General features: G+C 59.9%; 18 protein-coding genes. 6 read left to right on the plus strand and 12 right to left on the minus strand.

Annotation, left to right across the window (positions count from 1 at the left end):
• Nucleotides 1–103 precede the first annotated feature (103 nt).
• The 3 genes from M3N55_RS06205 to folD are packed head-to-tail and all read left to right on the plus strand — an operon-like array spanning nucleotide 104 to nucleotide 2,197.
• Complete coding sequence (locus M3N55_RS06205) at nucleotides 104–415, plus strand: chorismate mutase (protein ID WP_249057482.1); 312 nt, start codon at nucleotides 104–106, stop codon at nucleotides 413–415.
• Nucleotides 412–1,287, plus strand: coding sequence for a bifunctional 5,10-methylenetetrahydrofolate dehydrogenase/5,10-methenyltetrahydrofolate cyclohydrolase (locus M3N55_RS06210; RefSeq protein WP_249057484.1), 876 nt, complete (start codon nucleotides 412–414; stop codon nucleotides 1,285–1,287). Before M3N55_RS06205 ends, M3N55_RS06210 begins: the two co-directional genes overlap by 4 nt.
• Before the next feature lie 16 nt (nucleotides 1,288–1,303).
• Entirely contained in the window at nucleotides 1,304–2,197 is an 894-nt protein-coding gene (folD, locus tag M3N55_RS06215) for a bifunctional methylenetetrahydrofolate dehydrogenase/methenyltetrahydrofolate cyclohydrolase FolD (protein ID WP_249057486.1), read from the plus strand.
• Between the two features lie 3 nt (nucleotides 2,198–2,200).
• Here the strand turns inward: folD and M3N55_RS06220 are convergent, their stop codons facing one another.
• The 4 genes from M3N55_RS06220 to cysD all read right to left on the minus strand — a co-directional run bounded on the left by M3N55_RS06220 (nucleotide 2,201) and on the right by cysD (nucleotide 6,577).
• Nucleotides 2,201–2,914 (minus strand): SDR family NAD(P)-dependent oxidoreductase, encoded by a 714-nt coding sequence (locus tag M3N55_RS06220; protein ID WP_249057488.1) that lies wholly within the window; start codon nucleotides 2,912–2,914, stop codon nucleotides 2,201–2,203.
• Nucleotides 2,911–3,597, minus strand: coding sequence for an SDR family NAD(P)-dependent oxidoreductase (locus M3N55_RS06225; protein ID WP_249057490.1), 687 nt, complete (start codon nucleotides 3,595–3,597; stop codon nucleotides 2,911–2,913). The genes M3N55_RS06220 and M3N55_RS06225 overlap by 4 nt, the downstream gene beginning before the upstream one ends.
• Nucleotides 3,598–3,677: 80 nt before the next feature.
• Complete coding sequence (cysN, locus tag M3N55_RS06230) at nucleotides 3,678–5,576, minus strand: sulfate adenylyltransferase subunit CysN (RefSeq protein WP_249057491.1); 1,899 nt, start codon at nucleotides 5,574–5,576, stop codon at nucleotides 3,678–3,680.
• Complete coding sequence (cysD, locus tag M3N55_RS06235; RefSeq protein ID WP_346429257.1) at nucleotides 5,576–6,577, minus strand: sulfate adenylyltransferase subunit CysD; 1,002 nt, start codon at nucleotides 6,575–6,577, stop codon at nucleotides 5,576–5,578. The genes cysN and cysD overlap by 1 nt, the downstream gene beginning before the upstream one ends.
• Here cysD and M3N55_RS06240 point away from each other — a divergent pair.
• Nucleotides 6,560–7,414 (plus strand): helix-turn-helix transcriptional regulator, encoded by an 855-nt coding sequence (locus M3N55_RS06240; RefSeq protein ID WP_249057495.1) that lies wholly within the window; start codon nucleotides 6,560–6,562, stop codon nucleotides 7,412–7,414. The genes cysD and M3N55_RS06240 overlap by 18 nt on opposite strands.
• A 59-nt stretch (nucleotides 7,415–7,473) precedes the next feature.
• On the opposite strand, the gene M3N55_RS06245 is transcribed toward M3N55_RS06240, so the two are convergent.
• A complete protein-coding gene (locus M3N55_RS06245; RefSeq protein ID WP_249057497.1) occupies nucleotides 7,474–7,866 on the minus strand; it encodes a hypothetical protein in 393 nt (130 codons plus the stop codon).
• On the minus strand, nucleotides 7,863–8,897 hold the full coding sequence (locus tag M3N55_RS06250) for an alkane 1-monooxygenase (RefSeq protein WP_249057499.1): 1,035 nt from the start codon (nucleotides 8,895–8,897) through the stop codon (nucleotides 7,863–7,865). Before M3N55_RS06250 ends, M3N55_RS06245 begins: the two co-directional genes overlap by 4 nt.
• A gap of 140 nt (nucleotides 8,898–9,037) precedes the next feature.
• On the opposite strand from M3N55_RS06250, the gene ftsY reads away from it, so the two are divergent.
• Nucleotides 9,038–10,039 carry a signal recognition particle-docking protein FtsY gene (ftsY, locus tag M3N55_RS06255; RefSeq protein ID WP_249057500.1) on the plus strand — a complete coding sequence of 334 codons (1,002 nt, stop codon included), beginning with the start codon at nucleotides 9,038–9,040 and terminating at the stop codon, nucleotides 10,037–10,039.
• A gap of 33 nt (nucleotides 10,040–10,072) precedes the next feature.
• Here ftsY and M3N55_RS06260 read toward each other — a convergent pair whose 3' ends face one another.
• The 4 genes from M3N55_RS06260 to lptF all read right to left on the minus strand — a co-directional run bounded on the left by M3N55_RS06260 (nucleotide 10,073) and on the right by lptF (nucleotide 15,802).
• On the minus strand, nucleotides 10,073–11,308 hold the full coding sequence (locus tag M3N55_RS06260) for a peptidylprolyl isomerase (protein ID WP_249057503.1): 1,236 nt from the start codon (nucleotides 11,306–11,308) through the stop codon (nucleotides 10,073–10,075).
• 113 nt (nucleotides 11,309–11,421) lie between these two features.
• Complete coding sequence (locus M3N55_RS06265) at nucleotides 11,422–13,611, minus strand: LPS-assembly protein LptD (RefSeq protein ID WP_249057504.1); 2,190 nt, start codon at nucleotides 13,609–13,611, stop codon at nucleotides 11,422–11,424.
• Nucleotides 13,611–14,705 carry an LPS export ABC transporter permease LptG gene (lptG, locus tag M3N55_RS06270; RefSeq protein ID WP_249057506.1) on the minus strand — a complete coding sequence of 365 codons (1,095 nt, stop codon included), beginning with the start codon at nucleotides 14,703–14,705 and terminating at the stop codon, nucleotides 13,611–13,613. Before lptG ends, M3N55_RS06265 begins: the two co-directional genes overlap by 1 nt.
• On the minus strand, nucleotides 14,702–15,802 hold the full coding sequence (lptF, locus tag M3N55_RS06275) for an LPS export ABC transporter permease LptF (protein WP_249057507.1): 1,101 nt from the start codon (nucleotides 15,800–15,802) through the stop codon (nucleotides 14,702–14,704). Before lptF ends, lptG begins: the two co-directional genes overlap by 4 nt.
• 130 nt (nucleotides 15,803–15,932) lie before the next feature.
• Here lptF and M3N55_RS06280 point away from each other — a divergent pair, with 130 nt between their 5' ends.
• Entirely contained in the window at nucleotides 15,933–17,135 is a 1,203-nt protein-coding gene (locus tag M3N55_RS06280; RefSeq protein WP_249057509.1) for a cytochrome P450, read from the plus strand.
• A gap of 49 nt (nucleotides 17,136–17,184) precedes the next feature.
• Here M3N55_RS06280 and M3N55_RS06285 read toward each other — a convergent pair whose 3' ends face one another.
• Nucleotides 17,185–17,724, minus strand: coding sequence for a HEPN domain-containing protein (locus M3N55_RS06285; RefSeq protein WP_249057511.1), 540 nt, complete (start codon nucleotides 17,722–17,724; stop codon nucleotides 17,185–17,187).
• The gene (locus M3N55_RS06290; RefSeq protein ID WP_249057513.1) at nucleotides 17,717–18,796 is read right to left on the minus strand and encodes a GmrSD restriction endonuclease domain-containing protein; all 1,080 of its coding nucleotides are present in this window, start codon (nucleotides 18,794–18,796) and stop codon (nucleotides 17,717–17,719) included. The genes M3N55_RS06285 and M3N55_RS06290 overlap by 8 nt, the downstream gene beginning before the upstream one ends.
• Nucleotides 18,797–18,850 lie beyond the last annotated feature (54 nt).

Genomic DNA, 18,850 nt, shown 5'->3' on the forward strand with positions numbered 1-18,850 from the left:
GCCCGGCGTCGCCCCACCCTCCATCCCGTCTTCTGGCGTTTGCAGTTGCAGTATGACCGGTCTAGGACACAGGGGCATGATCTGTTCATAAAGGCCATCTGCAATGCCCGATCCAACTACTTGCACCAACATGGCGCAACTGCGCGTCCAGATTGACCAGATAGACCGCGAGCTTGTCGCGCTGCTTGCCCTGCGTGCCGCGCATATTGACCGGGCTATTGAATTGAAACCGGGCGAAGGATTGCCCGCGCGGATAGAGGATCGGGTTAGCGATGTTCTGGACAAGGTCGCGTCGGAAGCGAGCAAGCAGGGTCTGGACCCCGCGCTTGCACGCGCACTTTGGTCTGAATTGATTGATTGGTCCATCACCCGTGAGGAACGGGTTTTGGGAAGCACAGGAAAGAACACGACATGACGGCCACATTGATTGACGGCAAATCCATCGCACAGGCCATGCGCGACGAGGTTGCGCGCGATGTGGCAGAGCTGGACCGGACCGGATGGGCGCCGAAACTTGTGTCGATCACGGTGGGGGATGGTGCGGCATCTGCGCTCTATGTTCGCAACCAGCAAAAACAGGCCGAAGCCACCGGCGTGGAATTCGAACAACGCACCTACCCGGCGGAGATTTCGCTTGAGCAACTGACCGGCGTTTTGACTGGCCTGAACAGCGACCCGCGCGTGCATGGCATTATCATTCAGCGCCCGCTGCCCGCCCATATCCCGGTCAAGGCGCTGCAAAAGGCCGTCCATCCGTTCAAGGATGTGGAAGGCATGCACCCGGCCTCTATCGGGAATATCGTCTATAACGATCTGGCACTTGGCCCCTGCACCGCGGTCGCAGCGGTCGAGATGCTGAAAACCCTTCCCTTGCAGGTCGAAGGGTTGGACGTGGTGGTGATCGGGCATTCCGAGATCGTGGGCAAACCCATTGCCTTTCTTATGATGGGTCTGGGCGCAACCGTCACGGTTTGCCACCACATGACACGGCAAGTGGCGGTCCATTCGCGCCGCGCCGATGCGGTTTTCGTGGCCGTGGGCCGTCCCGGACTTGTGACCGGAGAAATGCTGAAACCCGGCGCGGCGCTGATTGATATCGGAATCAATCGGGTTGATGGCCGCACCGTGGGTGATGCTGATTTCGACAGTTGCGCCGAAGTCGCGGGCTGGATCACGCCTGTCCCCGGCGGTGTCGGCCCTGTAACCGTCGCCACCCTGCTGAAGAACGCCGTTCTGGCAGCCCGCATGCAAAGAGATCATTACGCGGCAAATTACGCCGCCAGTTAAGAGCGAGGAGAGCACGATGCCTGCCACCCTGATTGACGGAAAAGCCTTTGCCGCACGCGTGCGGGCGAAGGTCGCGGATCATGTCACACGGCTGCGCGAAGAACATGGGCTGGTGCCGGGTCTGGCCGTCGTCCTTGTGGGTGAAGACCCAGCCAGCCAGGTCTATGTCCGGTCCAAAGGGAAGCAGACGGCCGAGGCCGGAATGGCATCTTTTGAACATAAGCTGGATGTAAAGACATCCGAGAGTGATCTGCTGGCGCTGATCGCGAAGCTGAATGCCGATCCCGAAGTTCATGGAATTTTGGTGCAGTTACCGCTGCCTGCTCATCTGGATTCGGACCTTGTCATCAACAGCATCGACCCGGCCAAGGATGTGGATGGCTTTCACATTTCCAATGTTGGGCTATTGGGCACCGGCCAAAAGAGCATGGTGCCTTGCACGCCCCTTGGCTGTCTGATGATGCTGCGCGACCATCACGGCAGCCTGTCAGGGATGAATGCGGTGGTTGTGGGCCGGTCAAACATTGTCGGCAAGCCCATGGCGCAGCTTTTGCTGGGTGACAGCTGCACCGTGACGATTGCCCATTCGCGTACGCGCAATCTGGCAGAAGTATGCCGTGGCGCGGATATTCTGGTCGCCGCCGTCGGCCGACCAGAGATGATCCCCGGCGATTGGGTGAAACCCGGCGCGACAGTGATCGATGTCGGCATCAACCGCGTGGAGGGTGCCGAAGGCAAGACACGTCTGGTCGGCGATGTGGATTTCGCAAGCTGCGCCGAAGTGGCGGGCGCGATCACACCTGTCCCCGGTGGTGTTGGCCCGATGACAATTGCCTGCTTGCTGGCCAATACCGTCACCGCCTGCTGCCGGGCGAACGGTTTGACCGAACCCGAGGGACTGACGGCCTGAACGCTATTTCAGCTTTGAAAACAAGACCCGGCCCATCAGCCGGGTCAGGGTTTGCGGGGCCAACCGCCCCAGAACAGCCGCCAGCTTCGGCCCGGCACCGGGAATGATGGTAAAGCTGCGGGCGTTCAAAATTGCCTGTGCCGCGCGGTCAGGCGCAAGACGCCCCTTGGTGCTGGCCCCGTCGGGCGCGTATCGCGTGGCATGGGGCGTGTCCATCGGGCCGGGACACGCTAGTTGCACCGTGATCCCACGTTTGCGCATCGGCCTGCGCAAACTGCGCGCGAATCCTGCCAGCCCATCCTTGCTGGCGGCATAACTGGCGGCCCCCGGATACCCTGTAAAACAAGAGAGCGAGGCGATGCAAATCAGCCGCCCGCCGGCGCGCAACAGGTGTCCACTCTCTAACAGATGCACAAGCCGGATCGGCCCGGCAAGGTTGACCGCCGTCACGTTCTGATGCTGGGCCAAGGGGATTGTTTCAAATCGGCCAGTCGCGCTGATGCCCGCCGACAGGATCACCAGATCGAACGGACCCTGCGTGGCCAGCCAGTCCGCAAGCGCGGCCCATGCGGCAGGATCGGTGTTGCCAAGGTCATGCGCCCAACTGCGCTCGGCCGGGTCCAGGTCTATGGCACAGACCTCATCGCCGCGCGCGCGACAGGCCGCGACCAATGCTGCCCCCAGCCCGCTGGCCCCTCCGGTGACAAGAACCTTCATGCCGCTCCCTTAAGCACGCGATGCAAGCCCACGCGCAAGAAAGACACGGTCTGCCTGTCTGCCCCGCTTTCTGCATTTAGCGCGGCCAACAACGCGGCGGCGGTTTGGCGCGGCGGCAAGAACACACGGTCAGCGAAATCGGGGGTGCGACCGGCGCGGGTTGCCATGCCGGTTGCCACAGGGCCGGGGTGCAGCACACGCAGTTTGACCGTTCCGCGCCATTCTTCGGCCAAGGCCCGCCCAAACCCGTCCAGTGCGGATTTGCTTGCTGCATAGACCGGCATTCCGGCAGCGCCCTTATGCGCCACAGAACCGATCAGGCCCAATCGCCCCCCGGACAAGACCGGGCACAGCCGATGCGCCAGTGCTATATTGGCATCGAGGTTGATGGCCAGAACACGGGCGATGGCGTCAGGGGTTTCCTGCGCCAAGGGGCGAAAGAACCCCGCACCCGCATTCAGCACCACCGCGCGAAGCGGCCCCTGCCCCATGGCCCAGTCGGCCAATTTCGTGACCGCCATAGGATCAGCCAAGTCGCAGGCGTGATAGGGGATATTTGGAAAATCATCCGGTAGATCACCCGGTCCACGTCGGCCAGAGGCGCAAACAGGCACCCCGCGCGCGGCCAGAAGGCGCACCATTTCCAACCCCAGCCCAGAGGACGCCCCGGTTATGAACCACATTCCAACTGCCCCCGCATAATCATCCGATTGGCTATGCGCAAAGGCCCGCGCCGGCAAGGGCGGGCCGGTTCACAGGCGCGTCACGGAAGCAGCTTGGCAACGATCATATCCGCCGCGTCCTCGGCGCTCATCTGCGTTGTGTCAATGCGGATTTGCGGCGATTCGGGCGGCTCATAGGGCGAATCGATGCCGGTGAAGTTCTTCAACTGACCCGCGCGGGCCTTCGCATAAAGCCCCTTCACATCGCGTTTCTCGGCCTCTTCCAGCGGTGTATCGATGAAGATTTCGACAAACTCACCCGGCTGCATCATCCCACGCACCATGTCGCGTTCCGACCGGAAGGGAGAGATAAAGGCTGTAATCACGATCAGCCCCGCATCGGTCATCAGGCGCGCGACTTCGCCCACGCGGCGGATATTTTCCACGCGATCGGCATCGGTAAAGCCCAGATCCTTGTTGAGCCCGTGGCGCACATTGTCACCATCCAGAAGGTAAGTGTGCCGGTTCATCCGCGCCAGTTTCTTTTCCACAAGGTTGGCGATGGTGGATTTGCCAGAGCCAGAGAGGCCCGTCATCCAGAGCACCATCGGGGTCTGGTTCTTCATACCCGCATGATGCTCGCGGCTGATGTCGGTCGCCTGCCGGTGAATGTTCTGCGCCCGCCGCAACGAGAAATGGATAAGCCCCGCCGCCACCGTGCGATTCGTCATCTTGTCGATCAGGATGAACCCGCCCAGATCACGGCTATCAGAATAGGACGCAAAGGGAATGTCGCGGTCTACGGTAATATTGGCCACACCGATGGCGTTCAGGTCCAGCGCCTTGGCGGCCAGATGTTCCATCGTGTTGACATTGACCTGATATTTCGGCTGCGCGACGGTGGCGCCCACGGTCTGCGGCCCCAGTTTCAGCCAATAGGCACGACCGGGGGTCAGTTCGACCTCGTCCATCCAGATAACGGTTGCTTCGAACTGATCGGCCACTTCCACAGGGTTTTGCGCCGCGCACAGAATTTGCCCGCGCGAGCAGTCGATCTCATCGGCAAGGCAGAGCGTGACCGCCTGCCCGGCAACAGCTTGCGGAAGGTCGCCATCCATCGTCACGATCCGTGAGATGGTCGATGTCTTGCCCGAGGGCAGCACGCGCACGCTATCGCCCACGGCAACCGCACCGGTGGCGATGGTGCCGGCAAAACCACGAAAATCAAGGTTCGGGCGGTTCACCCATTGCACCGCCATGCGGAAGGGTTTGTCCTGCTCGACCGATTGGTTCAGCTCGACCGTTTCCAAGTGCTCCAGCAGCACCGGCCCATCATGCCATGGCGTGTTGTCGCTACGACTTGTGATGTTGTCGCCCGCAAGGCCTGAAAGCGGGATTGCGGTAAACTCGGTAATCCCGATGCTTTCGGCAAAGGCACGGTAATCGGCGACGATTTCCTCATATTTCGCGCGATCATAGCCGATCAGGTCCATCTTGTTCACGGCCAGCACGATGTTGCGAATGCCGATCAGATGCGCAAGGTAGCTGTGCCGCCGGGTCTGGGTCAGCACGCCTTTGCGCGCGTCGATAAGGATGACGGCCAGATCAGCGGTGGACGCGCCCGTGACCATGTTGCGGGTATATTGTTCATGCCCCGGCGTATCGGCCACGATGAATTTGCGCTTGTCGGTGGCAAAGAAGCGGTAAGCCACGTCAATGGTGATGCCTTGCTCGCGTTCGGCGGCCAGACCATCGACCAGCAGCGCAAAGTCAATGCCTTCGCCTTGGGTGCCGACACGCTTGGAATCCGCTTCCAAGGTCGCAAGCTGGTCCTCGAAGATCATCTTGCTGTCATACAGCAAACGGCCAATCAGGGTTGATTTACCATCATCCACCGACCCGCAGGTGATGAACCGCAGCATGGTTTTGTGCTGGTGAATTTCCAGATATTTATCAATATCTTCCGCAATCAGGGCATCGGTTTTGTAAATCTCGGACATCAGAAATACCCTTCCTGCTTCTTCTTCTCCATGGACGCGGCTTGGTCGTGGTCAATTGCGCGGCCCTGGCGCTCGGATGTGGTGGTCAGAAGCATTTCCTGAATGATCTGCGGCAAGGTCGTTGCCGTCGATTCCACCGCACCGGTCAGCGGGTAGCAGCCCAGCGTGCGGAACCGGACAGAGCGCATGACGGGTTCTTCACCGTTCAGCGGGAAACGGTCGTCATCGACCATCAGCAGCATCCCGTCGCGGATGACCGTGGGGCGTTCAGCGGCGTAATAGAGCGGCACAATGTCAATATTTTCCAGGTGGATATACTGCCAGATATCCAGCTCGGTCCAGTTGGACAACGGAAACACACGCATGGATTCGCCCTTGGCCTTGCGCGCGTTAAAGGTGCGCCACAGCTCCGGGCGCTGGCTTTTAGGATCCCAACGATGCGCCGCGGTGCGGAAGCTGAAAATGCGTTCCTTGGCGCGGCTCTTTTCTTCGTCGCGGCGCGCGCCACCGAAGGCCGCGTCAAACCCGTGCAGGTCCAGCGCCTGTTTCAGCCCTTCGGTCTTCCACATATCGGTATGCAATCCGCCATGGTCGAACGGGTTGATGCCCTGTCGCAGCGCATCGGGGTTCTGGTGAACAATCAGCTGCATTCCGGCCTTGCGCGCGGCGGCTTCGCGCATGGCATACATGGCCTTGAATTTCCACGTTGTATCGACATGCAACAGCGGGAACGGCGGTGGAGATGGGTAGAACGCCTTTTTCGCCACATGCAGCATGCAAGCGCTGTCCTTACCAACGCTATACAGCATGACCGGGTTTTCCGCCTCTGCGACGACCTCGCGCATGATGTGGATGGCTTCGGCTTCCAGTCGCTGCAAATGGGTCAGGTTGGTCTGTGTCATATCCGCTCCGCAATTTTGCTGGGAATGCTGTAACTTGCCGCAAGATTGACCACACCCCCCAAATGGGGGTAATATGCCAAGATGATCGCGCGTGATGATGCTGACTTACTGCTGGCCTTGGGGGACGTCGCGGGCGGTCGGATCGCCCGGGGAGCGGTGTTGCAGGTATTGGCCACACAAATGCAGGCAAGCCACGCGACGCTCTATGCGCAAGACGACGTCTGGGGCGAAGCACCACCGCCCCGCCCCGCCTGCTTCGACAGCTTGCGCGCCGATCGCGTCTATTCTGCCGAGGAACTGGTCGATCGCGCCGGGCCGTTCGACCCCGATTTCGGTTCAGGCGACCACCGTGTGATCGCAGCCAAAGGGCCACCACTTTGGCTTTGGATACACAAAACACGCGGCAGTTTTCGCGCCGCAGATAGCGCAAGGCTCTCCGGTCTGATGCCGCATATCGCGCAAAGCCATGTTTTGGGGCAAGAGCGCGCCGGGTTGGCGCAAGCATTGGGTCAGGCACAGGCGATGCTGTGGCACGCGGGGCTGGGACGAACCGGGCCGAACGGGCCGGACGCAACCGCCGCGCGGCTGTTGGCAGAGGCTGGTATTTCCGCACCCGATGTCGCGCCCGGCGCGTTGCACGCCCTCCCCGACGGAATCACGGCCTATGGGCTGTCAGATGATGACATTCTGCTGCGCGCGGCGCGCGATCTGCCCGCCCCCGCACGGCTTGCGCAAGCGCTTGGCCTGACCCTGTCGGAAGCGCGGCTTGCCCGTGCGCTGGGACAAGGACAAAGCCTGCCACACGCCAGCGCCGCGTTGGGCCTGACCCGAGAGACCGGGCGCAGCTATGCCAAGCAGATTTACGCAAAAACCGGGGTATCTGGTCAAAGCGGGCTGGTGCGGCTGCTTTGGTGCAGCGCGCTGGCCTTTGGGTAGCGCGCCAGATCGCAGATCACGCGGCCCGCAATGCCGCGAGTGCCCCGAGCCACGCAGGATCATACCCCAACTTCCGGCCCCGGACAGATCAGCGGGCGCGGGCTTTGCTGCACCTCATAAAGCTCGGTTCCCCCCTCCCCCATGAAGCGGGCATTCAGGCCGTTATCCTCTTGCCAGAATATCCAGCAATGCTCTTCCGAAGGGCGGTCATCATAGACAAAACAAATCTGCTCGCCTCTCGGAAACCAGCTTCCCTCGCGGCATTCTTCCTGCATGAAAGCCCATGTGGTGCGGCGGCCTTCGCGGAATTCTTCCACCCCATAGGCCTGCCCCTCAAAGCCAAAGGTCAGGGTGCGGCCGGTGACATAGGCCTCGAACTCGGCTGCGGTCATGGGGGTTTGCGCCTGCACAGGCAGCGACAGCACCATAAGCGCAATCAAAAGACGGATCATACACCCTCCATCCGGGCCAGAACCCTGTCGACCCGCTTATCCATCAGTTTGAACCACAAGGGCGGCACAAGCGCAATGACCCCCATGGCGGGCAGCGAATAGGGCAACACCGGCATCTCGTCGGGCAAGCGCAACGCCGGGTAAACCCGGCCCGGATTGCCGTGGTGGTCGGAATGGCGCGAGGCATTGACCATCATATGCGACGAAAACCAATGCGGGCTGTTCCAGCTATGGTGGATGGTTTGCGGCGCATAAGACCCATCTGCCCGCTTGCGACGCGCCAGACCGTAATGTTGCAGGTAATCCACCATCGCCAGTTGCGATTGCGCGTAAAAGCACAGGCCCAGATAGGCCAGCACGCCAGCCAGCCCAAAGATCAGGTAGGCCGCGATCAGGAAAACCAGCGCGCCGCCGACATACTCGATATAGGGGTTCATCCGCCCCGTGCGCGCGGCACGTTCGCGTTCCACAGCAAAGCCATGGGTAAAGCTACGCACCCAGCCGCGCGGGAAATAGCTGTAAAAACTGCGGCCCTTGGGGGGGAAGTTCGGGTCCAGCGGTGTCGCCACATGGGCATGATGCAACAGTCGGTGCGCCGTGGTGTGGTGCCCGTAAAGCATCGATATATAGACCCATTTTCCAAGGCCAAACAGGCCCGCGCTGCTGCGATGGATCAGCTCATGCGCGTTGGAATTACTCACCTGACCGAAAAACAGCCCAAAGCCGAAAAAGGCCAGAACGCGCTCCAGCGTGGTCAGGTCGGTCACGCCCGCAACTGCCGCCACGCCCAACGGGATGAACGCCAAATGCGCAACGGCCAGCACGACCGACAGACGGTTTGCTGCGCGCTCAATGCTGTCCTCCGCGCCCTCGCGGCTGGCCATGCCCAAGGCCTCGTCCAACCCGAACGCAAAAAAAGAGGTGTAAAGCGCCGCCGCCCAAAGCCACAGCCCACCCTCGAACGTGCCGACCGTCAGCAGCAGAACCGGCGGAAGGCTGGCGAGGGCAAAGGGCAGGACCGGGTGTTTCATGGCGCGACAACCTAATAAGTTGCACTCAAGATAGCACGGTTGCGCCTGACTGCCATGCGACCTGTTGCAATGCCCCGGCATCTTTCCCTTCGGCGCGCAATACGTTAGCTCTGTCTGGGAACAATCAGGGCGCGGATCGCATGTCGTTTTTCAAGAAGCTCAAGGATCGTATGTTCAAATCTTCCTCCAAGCTGGAGGAAGGGCTGGATGCGCTGGTCGAGGACAGCACCGCAGAGGAAAGCCGCAAGCCGGAACCGGGCCTTCTGGGCCGGGTCATGGGCAGCGCCCCGCGGCGCGTGTTGGATGATGACATGCTGGAGCAGTTGGAAGACCTGCTTATTTCTGCCGATATGGGGGTCGAAACCGCTGGCCGCGTCACTGCCAATCTGGCCGAAGGACGGTTCGGGCGCAAGATGTCGGTGCCAGAGATTAAATCGGCACTGGCCGAAGAAATCGCCCGCATCATGGAGCCGGTCGCCAAACCGCTGCCGCTCTACTCTGCGCGCCCGCAAGTTGTGCTGGTGGTGGGCGTGAATGGCGCGGGCAAGACCACGACCATCGGCAAGCTGGCAAGTCAGTTCCGAACGGCTGGAAAATCGGTGATGATTGCGGCAGGTGACACCTTCCGCGCCGCCGCCGTAGAGCAATTGCAGGTCTGGGGAGAGCGCGCGGGCGTGCCGGTGATGACCGCGCCCGAAGGGTCAGACCCTGCCAGCCTTGCGCATGACGCGCTGAACCGCGCACGGGCAGAAGGTATTGACCTGCTGATGATCGACACTGCCGGGCGTTTGCAAAACCGCGCCGACCTGATGGAAGAGCTGGCAAAAATATTGCGTGTGCTGCGCAAGGTGGAACCCGACGCCCCCCATAACACGCTTTTGGTGCTGGATGCGACGACAGGGCAAAACGCCCTGAACCAAGTCGAAATTTTCCGCAAGCTGGCGGATGTGTCCGGGCTGGTCATGACCAAGCTGGATGGCACGGCACGCGGCGGGGTTCTGGTGGCCTTGGCGGACCGTTTCGGCTTGCCGATCCACGCCATCGGCGTGGGCGAACAGATCGACGATCTGCAAGCCTTCGACCCCGAAGAATTCGCCCAAGCTCTGGTCGGCGGCGAGTTGACAGCCATACCCGAGGACTGACCGCGCTATCGCAGTTGGCGGCGTCGCGTCCGCTCAGTAATCGACGATCATCGTGTCGGCGATCAACTCGTCCAGCCGCAACTGTGCACGTTCGCCAAGGCGTGCATTGAACAATGAGTTCTCGATCTGAAGGCTCGTCGGGCGCGGGTCTTGTTCCAATTCGCGCGCGCACAGCATCAGAACGACCATATTCCCGCCTTCAACCGTGTTGGCCGACATCTCGAACCGGTCCAGCCGCGCCAGTTCCACAGCATCGCTTTGCGGGATGGACTGCATCAACGCCTCGTGATCCGTGATGTAGCCATCGGGCAAGCCAGCCGCATACGGGTCCAACCCGTTGCAATGCTGCACGCGCGCGCGGATGTCAGCATAGCTGGCAAGGGTTTCAGGGCTGCGGCCACCGGGCAAAAGCAAGCGTTTATAGGTCAGTTTGACCTGGGCTGCCGGAATGTTGCGGGTGCTGTCGACCGCGCGCAGTTGGAAAAACGCAATCGCGCCGCTCAACTCGACAGGGCCGATGATCTGGCCCGGCACGGCTGATCCGATCAGCCCGCCAATCTGGCCCGGCAGTTGTTCCAGTGGCACCCAGTCCAATCGGCCGCCACTGTCCCGGCTGCCTGCAAGAGAGTATTCACGCGCGATTGCCGCAAATTCCTCTATGCTGCTTGCATTTTCGATCAGCCCGATGATCTGCGCCACCGGCTCTGCGAATTGCGGGTCAGCAGGCAGGAAGATTTCAGAAATCAACACCAGCTTGGTGCCGCGAATGGCCGCCACATCGCGGGCGCGCGCAATATCGGTGGCGGTAACGTTCACGGTCGGGCCAAGTTCCGGCCCCACGATCTTGCGCCACAACAACCCGGCCTCGACAAAGCTCTGGAATGTTTCTCGCGCAATGCCGGCCTCTTCAAGCTCTGCCACGAAAGCATCGGTTTCCAGTTGGGCGCGGCTGGCGAATTCGGCCATCCCTTCGGCCAGTTCATCCGGCGTGATCCGAACACCAAGCCGGCGCGCATGCTCTCGTTGCACGGCCTCTTCGGTCAACCGCCCGATTGCCTCGGCGCGAATATCCGCCGCCCCTGCATTCAGCACTTCCAGAAAGGTGATGCGCTGTGCGACATCATATTCCGTGATGACCCGGTCGCCGACCTTGCGCACCGCAGAAAACGGGCTTTGGGCCAGGGCCGGGCCTGCTGCAATCTGGAACGTGGCCAGCACGACAAGGGCAAAGCCGATCAGGCTGGCGCGGAAAGACAAGGTGTCAGGCATCTGAGTTTGGTCCGTTTTGCTGCGAGGCGGACCGATCCAAGAAGAACCGGCACAACCGCTTTGCTTGGGCATACACCACAGTGTTCGTCATGTCATGCCCCGCGAGCCTGCTTCTACAAGCCATCAGAGCATCTTTTTCGGGCACGAGACGGATTTCCGCCGATGCCCAGAATATCGACCGCCAGTCCGAACCGCGTGGAATTGGAGTTTGTCGTCGCAGAATATTCGCGTTCGATCTGCATGGCCATGCGCAGGCATTCATTTTCATAGTCCAGCCCGACAATCGCGCGCGCGGCGCGTTTTTGGGCCACGTCATATCGCCAGCCAACGCGCGCGGTCCAGTTCTCGTCCAGGACACGCGCGCCGTCAAAGCTCCATTCAGAGGCGGTGACGTTCCGGTTTTCGAACATGTCCGCCTCAATCCGCATATAGCTGGTCGAAATGCTGAATGTGTCGGTCGTCCAATCCAGTTCGATTGCCGCGCGCGTCAGGTCGAAATCATCTGAAAACAGCGACCGGCTCGACAGGGTCAGCCCCGCTGCTGTGTCGACACTGGCCGCCAGCAGCCAGTCAGATTCGCTGCCCGACAGCGGCGATGCGGCCGAAAACTGGTTGAGGTCTTTGTCGCGCAGGATACGTCCCAGCGTGATGGTGCTGGACCAGCCATCAGGGTCATAGCGTGTCCAGCTCAGTCCCAGATTGGCGCGCAATCCGGCTTCGCGGGCATCGCCGCCGGGAAAACGGTCGAAGCTGAACAGATTGCCTTCATCCAGTTCGGGCATAAGGCTGGTCGCGTTGGGCAGACCATGCAGGCGATCATTACTCCAGATCACCTGCGCGACAGGCTCTATCACATGGCTTGCGCCGCCCGTGCCAGCGCGCACCAAGGGCCAGCGTAATTCGGCCATCAGCGACGGACGAAACCGGGTGGTCGTGGGCGCAAACGCACTTGCGGCAGGGGCAACGCGGAAATGGTCAAGACCCAGATTGGCCCCCACCGCCCCCAGCACACCGCCGGGCAAAACGGCATCACGTCGCCAATTCAGATCCGCCGACAAACGGGCCACACGCTTGGGGTCGGGACCGGGCGCCACAGCCAAGGGCTGCCGTCGAGCATAGCCCTCACCCTCCAGCCGGATGCGCCCGACACCGCCCAGAACGGGCATGTCAAAGCGGCGATCATACAGCCCCTGCCCCACGCTATTGGGCAGATTGGCGTTCACATCGGCCACCCGCAAAGAGCGAAACTGCAACGCTTGCAGCCGGATGCGTTCGTCGCGGCGCACCCGTTCCAGCGTGATGTCACTGGTCAGGCGCGGCTCGCCCTGGTCATAATCTTCCAGCAAGCTGCGATCGGAGGGCTGGATAAGATTGAAGCTAAGGCTATACCCGCGCGGCACCGCGAAATCACCCTTGGCATATACCATGCCGCGCGATTCGCCATTGCGGATGGAATCGCGCGCGACCAGCCCGCCCAGTTCCAACAGACCGCTGGAAAAGGCCTGCCGGTAGCGCGCCTCAAGGGCATATGTGCCCTTGGTGCCCAGAAACGGCGTCAGCGTCAGATCCTTGTCGCTGGACAGCGCAATGAAATACGGCGCGCGCAGGCCGAAGCCATGCTCAGTATCGAGCGAGAAACGCGGGCTGAGAAACCCGGTCGCCCGCTCAAGGCTGGGGTCGGGCACGCGCAACCGCGGGATATAGGCAACCGGCAAGCCGAACATCCGGAACTGCGCGCCCTCGAAATACAACTGACGCTCTTCGGCGTCATGGACCACGCGGTCGGCGCGCACTTCCCAAAGCGGCGTTTCGGTGTCGGGGCAAATTTCGCAGGCCGACGCGATCACGTTGTTCATTTCGGTAAACCGCTCGGACCGCCGCTCGACCGTGTTTGCGGCGATCTGCAACTGCTGCTCCATCACCACACGGGCGGAACGGATCAACCCAAGTCGCAGCCCCTCGCGCAATTCTGCGCTATCGGCCAGCAGGACAGTCGATGCCCCTTCGGTCAAAACCAACGGCCCGGTGATCTGCATTGCCCCGGTGGAACGGTCATAAACAACACGCGCCGCAGTCAGCCGCGTTTCTGCAAAGAACGCCTCGACATTGCCTTCGGCGATAAGACGATTTGGACCATCAAGGAACAACCGGTCCGCCAGAAGCGTTGCAAAACCCGCTTGATCTTGCGCCAATACGGGCGTGACCATGACAGGAAGCGCAGCACCGGAGATCGTCAGCCCCAGCACACAGGCCAGAACCCGGCCAAGACCGCGGCGCTGTGGGTTGGGCGACGGGGCACCCATCAATGTTCCTCCTGGTTCAGCATCACACCCATTGCAAGCAGCATCGTGGCAACTGGCAAACCCCAAGCGGCAAGCACCACGGGAATCTGCCCGGTCTCCCCCAAGACCTGTGCGAAGTTACGCAAAAAGAACAGGGTAAATCCAGAGAGAATCGTGATCATGGCCCGAATTCCGACCCCTCCGGCCCGCGCATGGTGTATGCTGAGCGCCAGCGCCAACAACATCATGCCTGTCAGCAGCACTGGAAGCGCAAGCTCCATGTGCAATCGCATCCGGTGTTCCAGCGCCGAAAATCCGGCGCGCTCCAACGTCTCGATAAAGCCAGGAAGCTGGAACAGCGGTATCGTGCGGGCTTGAGCGAAGCTGTCGCGGATCTTCTCGGGCGTCAGGTCCGTGGGAATGGCAAGACTGGACAGGCTTGCCGCCTGCGCTTCGGGGTTAAGGTCGGACATGCGCCACCGCTTCACGCCGGACAGATGCCATGATCCGGGGCGCAAATCGGCACGGTCGGCTTGCAGCCGCACCGACAGCCCCCGCTCGGCGTGAAACACGAAAAAGCTGGCATCGAACAAGACCGTCCCGGTCTCTTCGGCGCGCGGCGCATGGATCACGGTCTGTCCCAGCCTGTCGGCCTGCCGCAGCCAAATTTCATCGCCTGCCAACGCGACCACCGCGCCCCCGCCACCCTGAAGTGACGTCAGGCTGCGCTGGTATTCGCGCACGGAACTGGCCACCAGAGGGTTCATCACCGCCACAAACCCGGCCGCAGCCACCAACAACACAAGGCCCGGCATAACCAGCAAATGCGGCACCGACCTGCCAGCCGCCCGGATAACCACGAATTCTGAACTGCGCGACCACGACAATCCCAGCCAGAGTGCCGCCAGCATCATCACCAGTGGCGCAATTTCGTAGAACGCTTCAGGCGTATTCAACAAAGATAAGCGCAAAGCCGCGCCAAACCCGGCATCAAGATCGGACAAGCGGCGCAATTGTTCGACCATGTCCAAAAGCAGGATCATGCCAAGGAACACGCCCGAAACCATCGCCGCCGCGCCCAACAGGCGGCGCAGGACATAACGCGCAAGGATCATGCCCGCCCCTTTCGCCGCGTCACCCACCATAGCATCGCACCGACCACCACCAAACCGGCCAGAACCGGCGCAAAGGCAAGCGGCGCCAGATCTGCTTGGCGCAGGGCGAAGCCAGCCGTCGCATTGGCCAGAAGCTGGATCACAATCAGCACCAGAATGGCAGAAAGCACCTGCCTCCACGCGCCAAGGCGGCTGAATTGCCCCAAGAACAGCGCCGTAAACCCGACCAATGCGGTGATGACGGCCAGCAAGGGTTGTGCCACGCGCGACGCCAGTTCGAAGCGCACCTCTGCCAGCGTGACCCCAAGTGCAGCACGCGCGGGCGCATCAACGGCCAGCAGCGTTGCGGTTGGCAATTCCACCACATCAACCCTGCGCCCACCCGGCGCGATCAACGCCCCGATATCGTAGGTCAGTTCATCGAAACTAAGTGTGGTCAGGCGACTGTCGGCAGTTTCATGCGCCAAAGCCACGCCGTCAAGCATGACAAGAACCGCATTTCCACCGTTCGTAACAAGCAAGGCCTGCTTTGCATTATAGTCCACCCTCCGCCCGCTGGACCGCGAATCTGACAGGAAGACATCGTTCAGCGTTCCATCCTCTGCAATATCGCGGATGAATACGACAATCCCGTCGGTGGGTTGCAAAAACTCGCCCGCACGCAGCAGCCGCGCGCTGATATTGCCCGCAATTGCGACTTGCCGTTCGGCCAATTGCGCGCGCGACATCGGGCTGAGCACATGCATCAGCGCCCCCAGCATCAGGGCCACGATCAGACCAAAGACGACAACCGGGCGCAGCAACCGCGCATAGGACATACCGGTGCCTTGCAACACGACCATTTCATTGTCGCGCGTCATGCGGATTGCCACGTACACCGCCGCCGCGAAGGCCGAAAGCGGCAGCACGACACGGAACACATTGGGCAGCGTCAGCGCCGATAACTCCAGAAACACCCAGAAGCTTTGTCCGTCACCGACCACGGCATCGAAAAGACGCGCGGCGCGATTGACCCAATAGACAGCGACCAGAACCAGCGTGAAAAACGCGAAGACAGACAGAAGCTGTGACAGCAGGTATCGGTCGATGCGGCTCACGCGGGGTTGGTCCTTCGAAATCTGTTGCCAGACCTTAACGCGCCGGGCGCGTGATTGCCACGGTCAACAGACCAGCGGGGCTTGTGGCGCTGGCAAAACTTGCGCAGTCTGCCCCAGAGGGAGGACGACAATGCCGGATGTGACCGATTTTGACCTAGCCAAGCCGCCGCCGGGCTTTCTGGACAACCCCTTCCCGACTTATGCGACGTTGTTGCAAGAGGCCCCCGTGTTGCGGCTGCGTGATGGCTCTGTGCTGCTGTCGCGCCACGCCGATCTGGACAGGGTTTATCGCGACACGGCGCGGTTTTCGTCCGACAAGCGCGACATGTTCGCGCCGGTCTTCGGGCGGGGTGCAGCGCTTTACACGCATCACACCAATTCACTGGTGTTCAATGACCCGCCCCTGCACACGCGGGTGCGCAAGATCATGGCCTCTGCCCTGACCCCGCGCGCCATTGCCCGGATGGAGCCGGGGTTGATGGCGACGGTGGATCGGCTGCTGGACCGCATGGGGCCGCGCGTCGACCTGATCGAAGAGTTCGCGAGCGCCATCCCGGTCGAGATTATCGGCAACCTGCTGGACGTGCCGTTGTCCGAGCGCGGGCCGCTGCGCGATTGGTCTTTGGCGATCCTCGGCGCGCTGGAACCCGCGCCGGGGCCAGAGGTTCTGGCGCAGGGCAACCGGGCGGTGGAGGACTTCACCGCCTATCTGGAAGGGCTTGTCGCGCGGCGGCGCGCAACCCCCGGCGACCCGGAGGTGGATGTGCTGACCCGGCTTATCATGGGCACGCGCGAGGGTGAGACGCTGTCGGAAACCGAGCTTTTGCAGAACTGCATTTTCATCCTGAACGCGGGGCATGAGACGACGACCAACCTGATCGGTAACACTCTGGCCTTGCTGGACGATTTCCCGGATCAGCGCGCGCGGCTGTTGGCGGACCCCGACCTGATCGGCCCGGCGATAGAGGAAAGCCTGCGCTATCTCTCGCCCAACCAGTTCGGCAACCGGCAGGCGGTGGAGGATGTGGAGATCGGGGGCATCGAGATCGCGGCGGGCACGGTGCTGCACCTGTGCATCGGCGCGGCGAACCGCGACCCTTTGGTGTTCGACGCGCCCGAGAGTTTCGACATCACCCGAAAACCGAACCGGCACCTCGCCTTCGCGGGCGGGCCGCATGTCTGCGTGGGGCTGACACTGGCGCGACTGGAAGGGAAAGTGGCGGTGAGCCGCTTTCTGGCGCGCTATCCGGGCTACCGGCTGGAGGGCGCACGGGTGCCCGGCGGGCGGATACGGTTTCGGGGGTATACGCGGTTGGAGGGGGTGTTGGGGTGAGGGGTTGTTGGCTATAAACTACCGCGAACACAAGGGGGCGGCGTAAGGGTTATCCTTCTTCAAACGCCTGAACAAATGACTTGATAACATATTGCCCTACCCTGTGCGCTTGATATACATCATTAAATGTTGCTGGTGTTGTTCTTTCATGAGCATACGAATTTCTCCACGTAAAGATACTCGTGTAGCTAACGATCAAATCCGCTCTAAACCGACGTTCTACAACTTTTCTGCGATCATCAAGAATTTTATGAAAAGTGGTCGAATTCTTCTTCACCTTGTGACCAGTCCACACAGGCAAGCCAAAGCGACGTGAATACGATTTGAGATCCTCAATCTTTATTCTCGCATTTAAATTTTCAAAGTCTTTCTCAACGTGCTGTCTATATTTAGGATGAAACTTACCAGCATAACCAACTAAGGTCTCTCTGACGATACCTTCATACGAGGCAGCAACTGTGACAGCAAACATCCCAGCTATCTCATTCCGAAGCCGTTGATCTGCGCTCGATGTCCCGTCAAGTTTGTGATTTATATCACGCGCAATGGCTCGTATGTGTTGGAAATTTTCAGAAACAATATCATTCATGTCCAAACAAGATTCTATCAGCAGCATCTTTCCTTGACTGCACGCTGTCCAAGCTAGAAGTGTTTGAGGTAATCGCAACTCGGAAGTTTGGGTCGAGAAGCAACGCGTCATATCGGTCTGTTGAAAACTCGACCGATCTATCTTGCTCCATCAAGGATACCATAACTGCCTCTAGCGTCGCAGCATTCAACAGGCCGCGTGGCCTAAAGGGCTTTTCCAAAGTCCGATTTATAAGCTCAACAGCTCTAACAAAAGCTGAACTGAATTCCCTGTTTTTCTCAGAGTTGTAGTGCCTATTTTTTGCCATTGAACGAGATAAAAAGTCTTTCATAGGAGGCGTATAGTCATGATAATTGCGGAAAAATGCGAGAAGCCTCAGTATTAACTCAATATCTCTCTGCTTAGGATCGGGATCGGGCTTACCATAAATTTTACGCCAATCGGGGTTTTTATTTAGTCTTTCAAGCTCTTCCAACAACGCACCACGATATACGGCGTTCCGAATTTCCTGCGCATTGAGAGGCAAACCTCCAGTATTAAGTCGTTCAAAAATGTGGTAGACGCTCTCTGGCTGTTCTTCCTCGGGGGTAAGCTGCTTAACAGTCACCCCTCGCAGTGTTGCATTTTTAATCCGCCTTTTTGTCCGCTCATCTAGTTCTTCAAACGTCTTTTCCTCTAAGTCCTTGCGCTGCTCTAAACCTCTTAATTTGAAAACCTTCCTATTTCCTTGCACATCTTCTTTTCCAAAAAGTCCCTCAAAAAAATATGCGATTGATGTAATTCTTTGCTGACCATCAATGACTTCCAGTTGCCCTTCATTATTCTCATAAAAAAATACTTGAGGAACTGGCAATCCGATCGCAAATGATTCGATGAGAGTCGATGCCCTCCTAATATCCCAAACAAATTTTCTCTGATAATCAGGTATTATAATATCACCAGACTGGAATTTACTCGCTAGAAGCTCTAACGTCCAATCACTTGAGGTGACTACAATGTTGAACTCGACAGTAGAAGTTTCTGTATTCTCATCTGTCAAATACTCAATTTCGACTTCTTTACCTTCGCTCACGCTTGACCCACCTTGAATAAAATTGAACTTCGATTGGACGTGACTTGATTTAAA

Source organism: Roseinatronobacter domitianus (genome assembly GCF_023336755.1).
GTDB classification, from domain to species: domain Bacteria; phylum Pseudomonadota; class Alphaproteobacteria; order Rhodobacterales; family Rhodobacteraceae; genus Roseinatronobacter; species Roseinatronobacter domitianus.

Excerpts from the sequence above, each read along its gene's own strand:
- M3N55_RS06205 (WP_249057482.1), top strand. The coding sequence starts at position 104 with ATGCCCGATCCAACTACTTGCACCAACATGGCGCAACTGCGCGTCCAG.
- M3N55_RS06245 (WP_249057497.1), bottom strand. The coding sequence starts at position 7,866 with ATGATCCGTCTTTTGATTGCGCTTATGGTGCTGTCGCTGCCTGTGCAG.
- M3N55_RS06210 (WP_249057484.1), top strand. The coding sequence starts at position 412 with ATGACGGCCACATTGATTGACGGCAAATCCATCGCACAGGCCATGCGC.
- folD (WP_249057486.1), top strand. The coding sequence starts at position 1,304 with ATGCCTGCCACCCTGATTGACGGAAAAGCCTTTGCCGCACGCGTGCGG.
- lptG (WP_249057506.1), bottom strand. The coding sequence starts at position 14,705 with ATGATCCTTGCGCGTTATGTCCTGCGCCGCCTGTTGGGCGCGGCGGCG.
- M3N55_RS06225 (WP_249057490.1), bottom strand. The coding sequence starts at position 3,597 with ATGTGGTTCATAACCGGGGCGTCCTCTGGGCTGGGGTTGGAAATGGTG.
- M3N55_RS06280 (WP_249057509.1), top strand. The coding sequence starts at position 15,933 with ATGCCGGATGTGACCGATTTTGACCTAGCCAAGCCGCCGCCGGGCTTT.
- M3N55_RS06250 (WP_249057499.1), bottom strand. The coding sequence starts at position 8,897 with ATGAAACACCCGGTCCTGCCCTTTGCCCTCGCCAGCCTTCCGCCGGTT.
- M3N55_RS06285 (WP_249057511.1), bottom strand. The coding sequence starts at position 17,724 with ATGAATGATATTGTTTCTGAAAATTTCCAACACATACGAGCCATTGCG.
- M3N55_RS06260 (WP_249057503.1), bottom strand. The coding sequence starts at position 11,308 with ATGCCTGACACCTTGTCTTTCCGCGCCAGCCTGATCGGCTTTGCCCTT.
- M3N55_RS06220 (WP_249057488.1), bottom strand. The coding sequence starts at position 2,914 with ATGAAGGTTCTTGTCACCGGAGGGGCCAGCGGGCTGGGGGCAGCATTG.
- ftsY (WP_249057500.1), top strand. The coding sequence starts at position 9,038 with ATGTCGTTTTTCAAGAAGCTCAAGGATCGTATGTTCAAATCTTCCTCC.
- cysN (WP_249057491.1), bottom strand. The coding sequence starts at position 5,576 with ATGTCCGAGATTTACAAAACCGATGCCCTGATTGCGGAAGATATTGAT.
- M3N55_RS06265 (WP_249057504.1), bottom strand. The coding sequence starts at position 13,611 with ATGGGTGCCCCGTCGCCCAACCCACAGCGCCGCGGTCTTGGCCGGGTT.
- M3N55_RS06240 (WP_249057495.1), top strand. The coding sequence starts at position 6,560 with ATGATCGCGCGTGATGATGCTGACTTACTGCTGGCCTTGGGGGACGTC.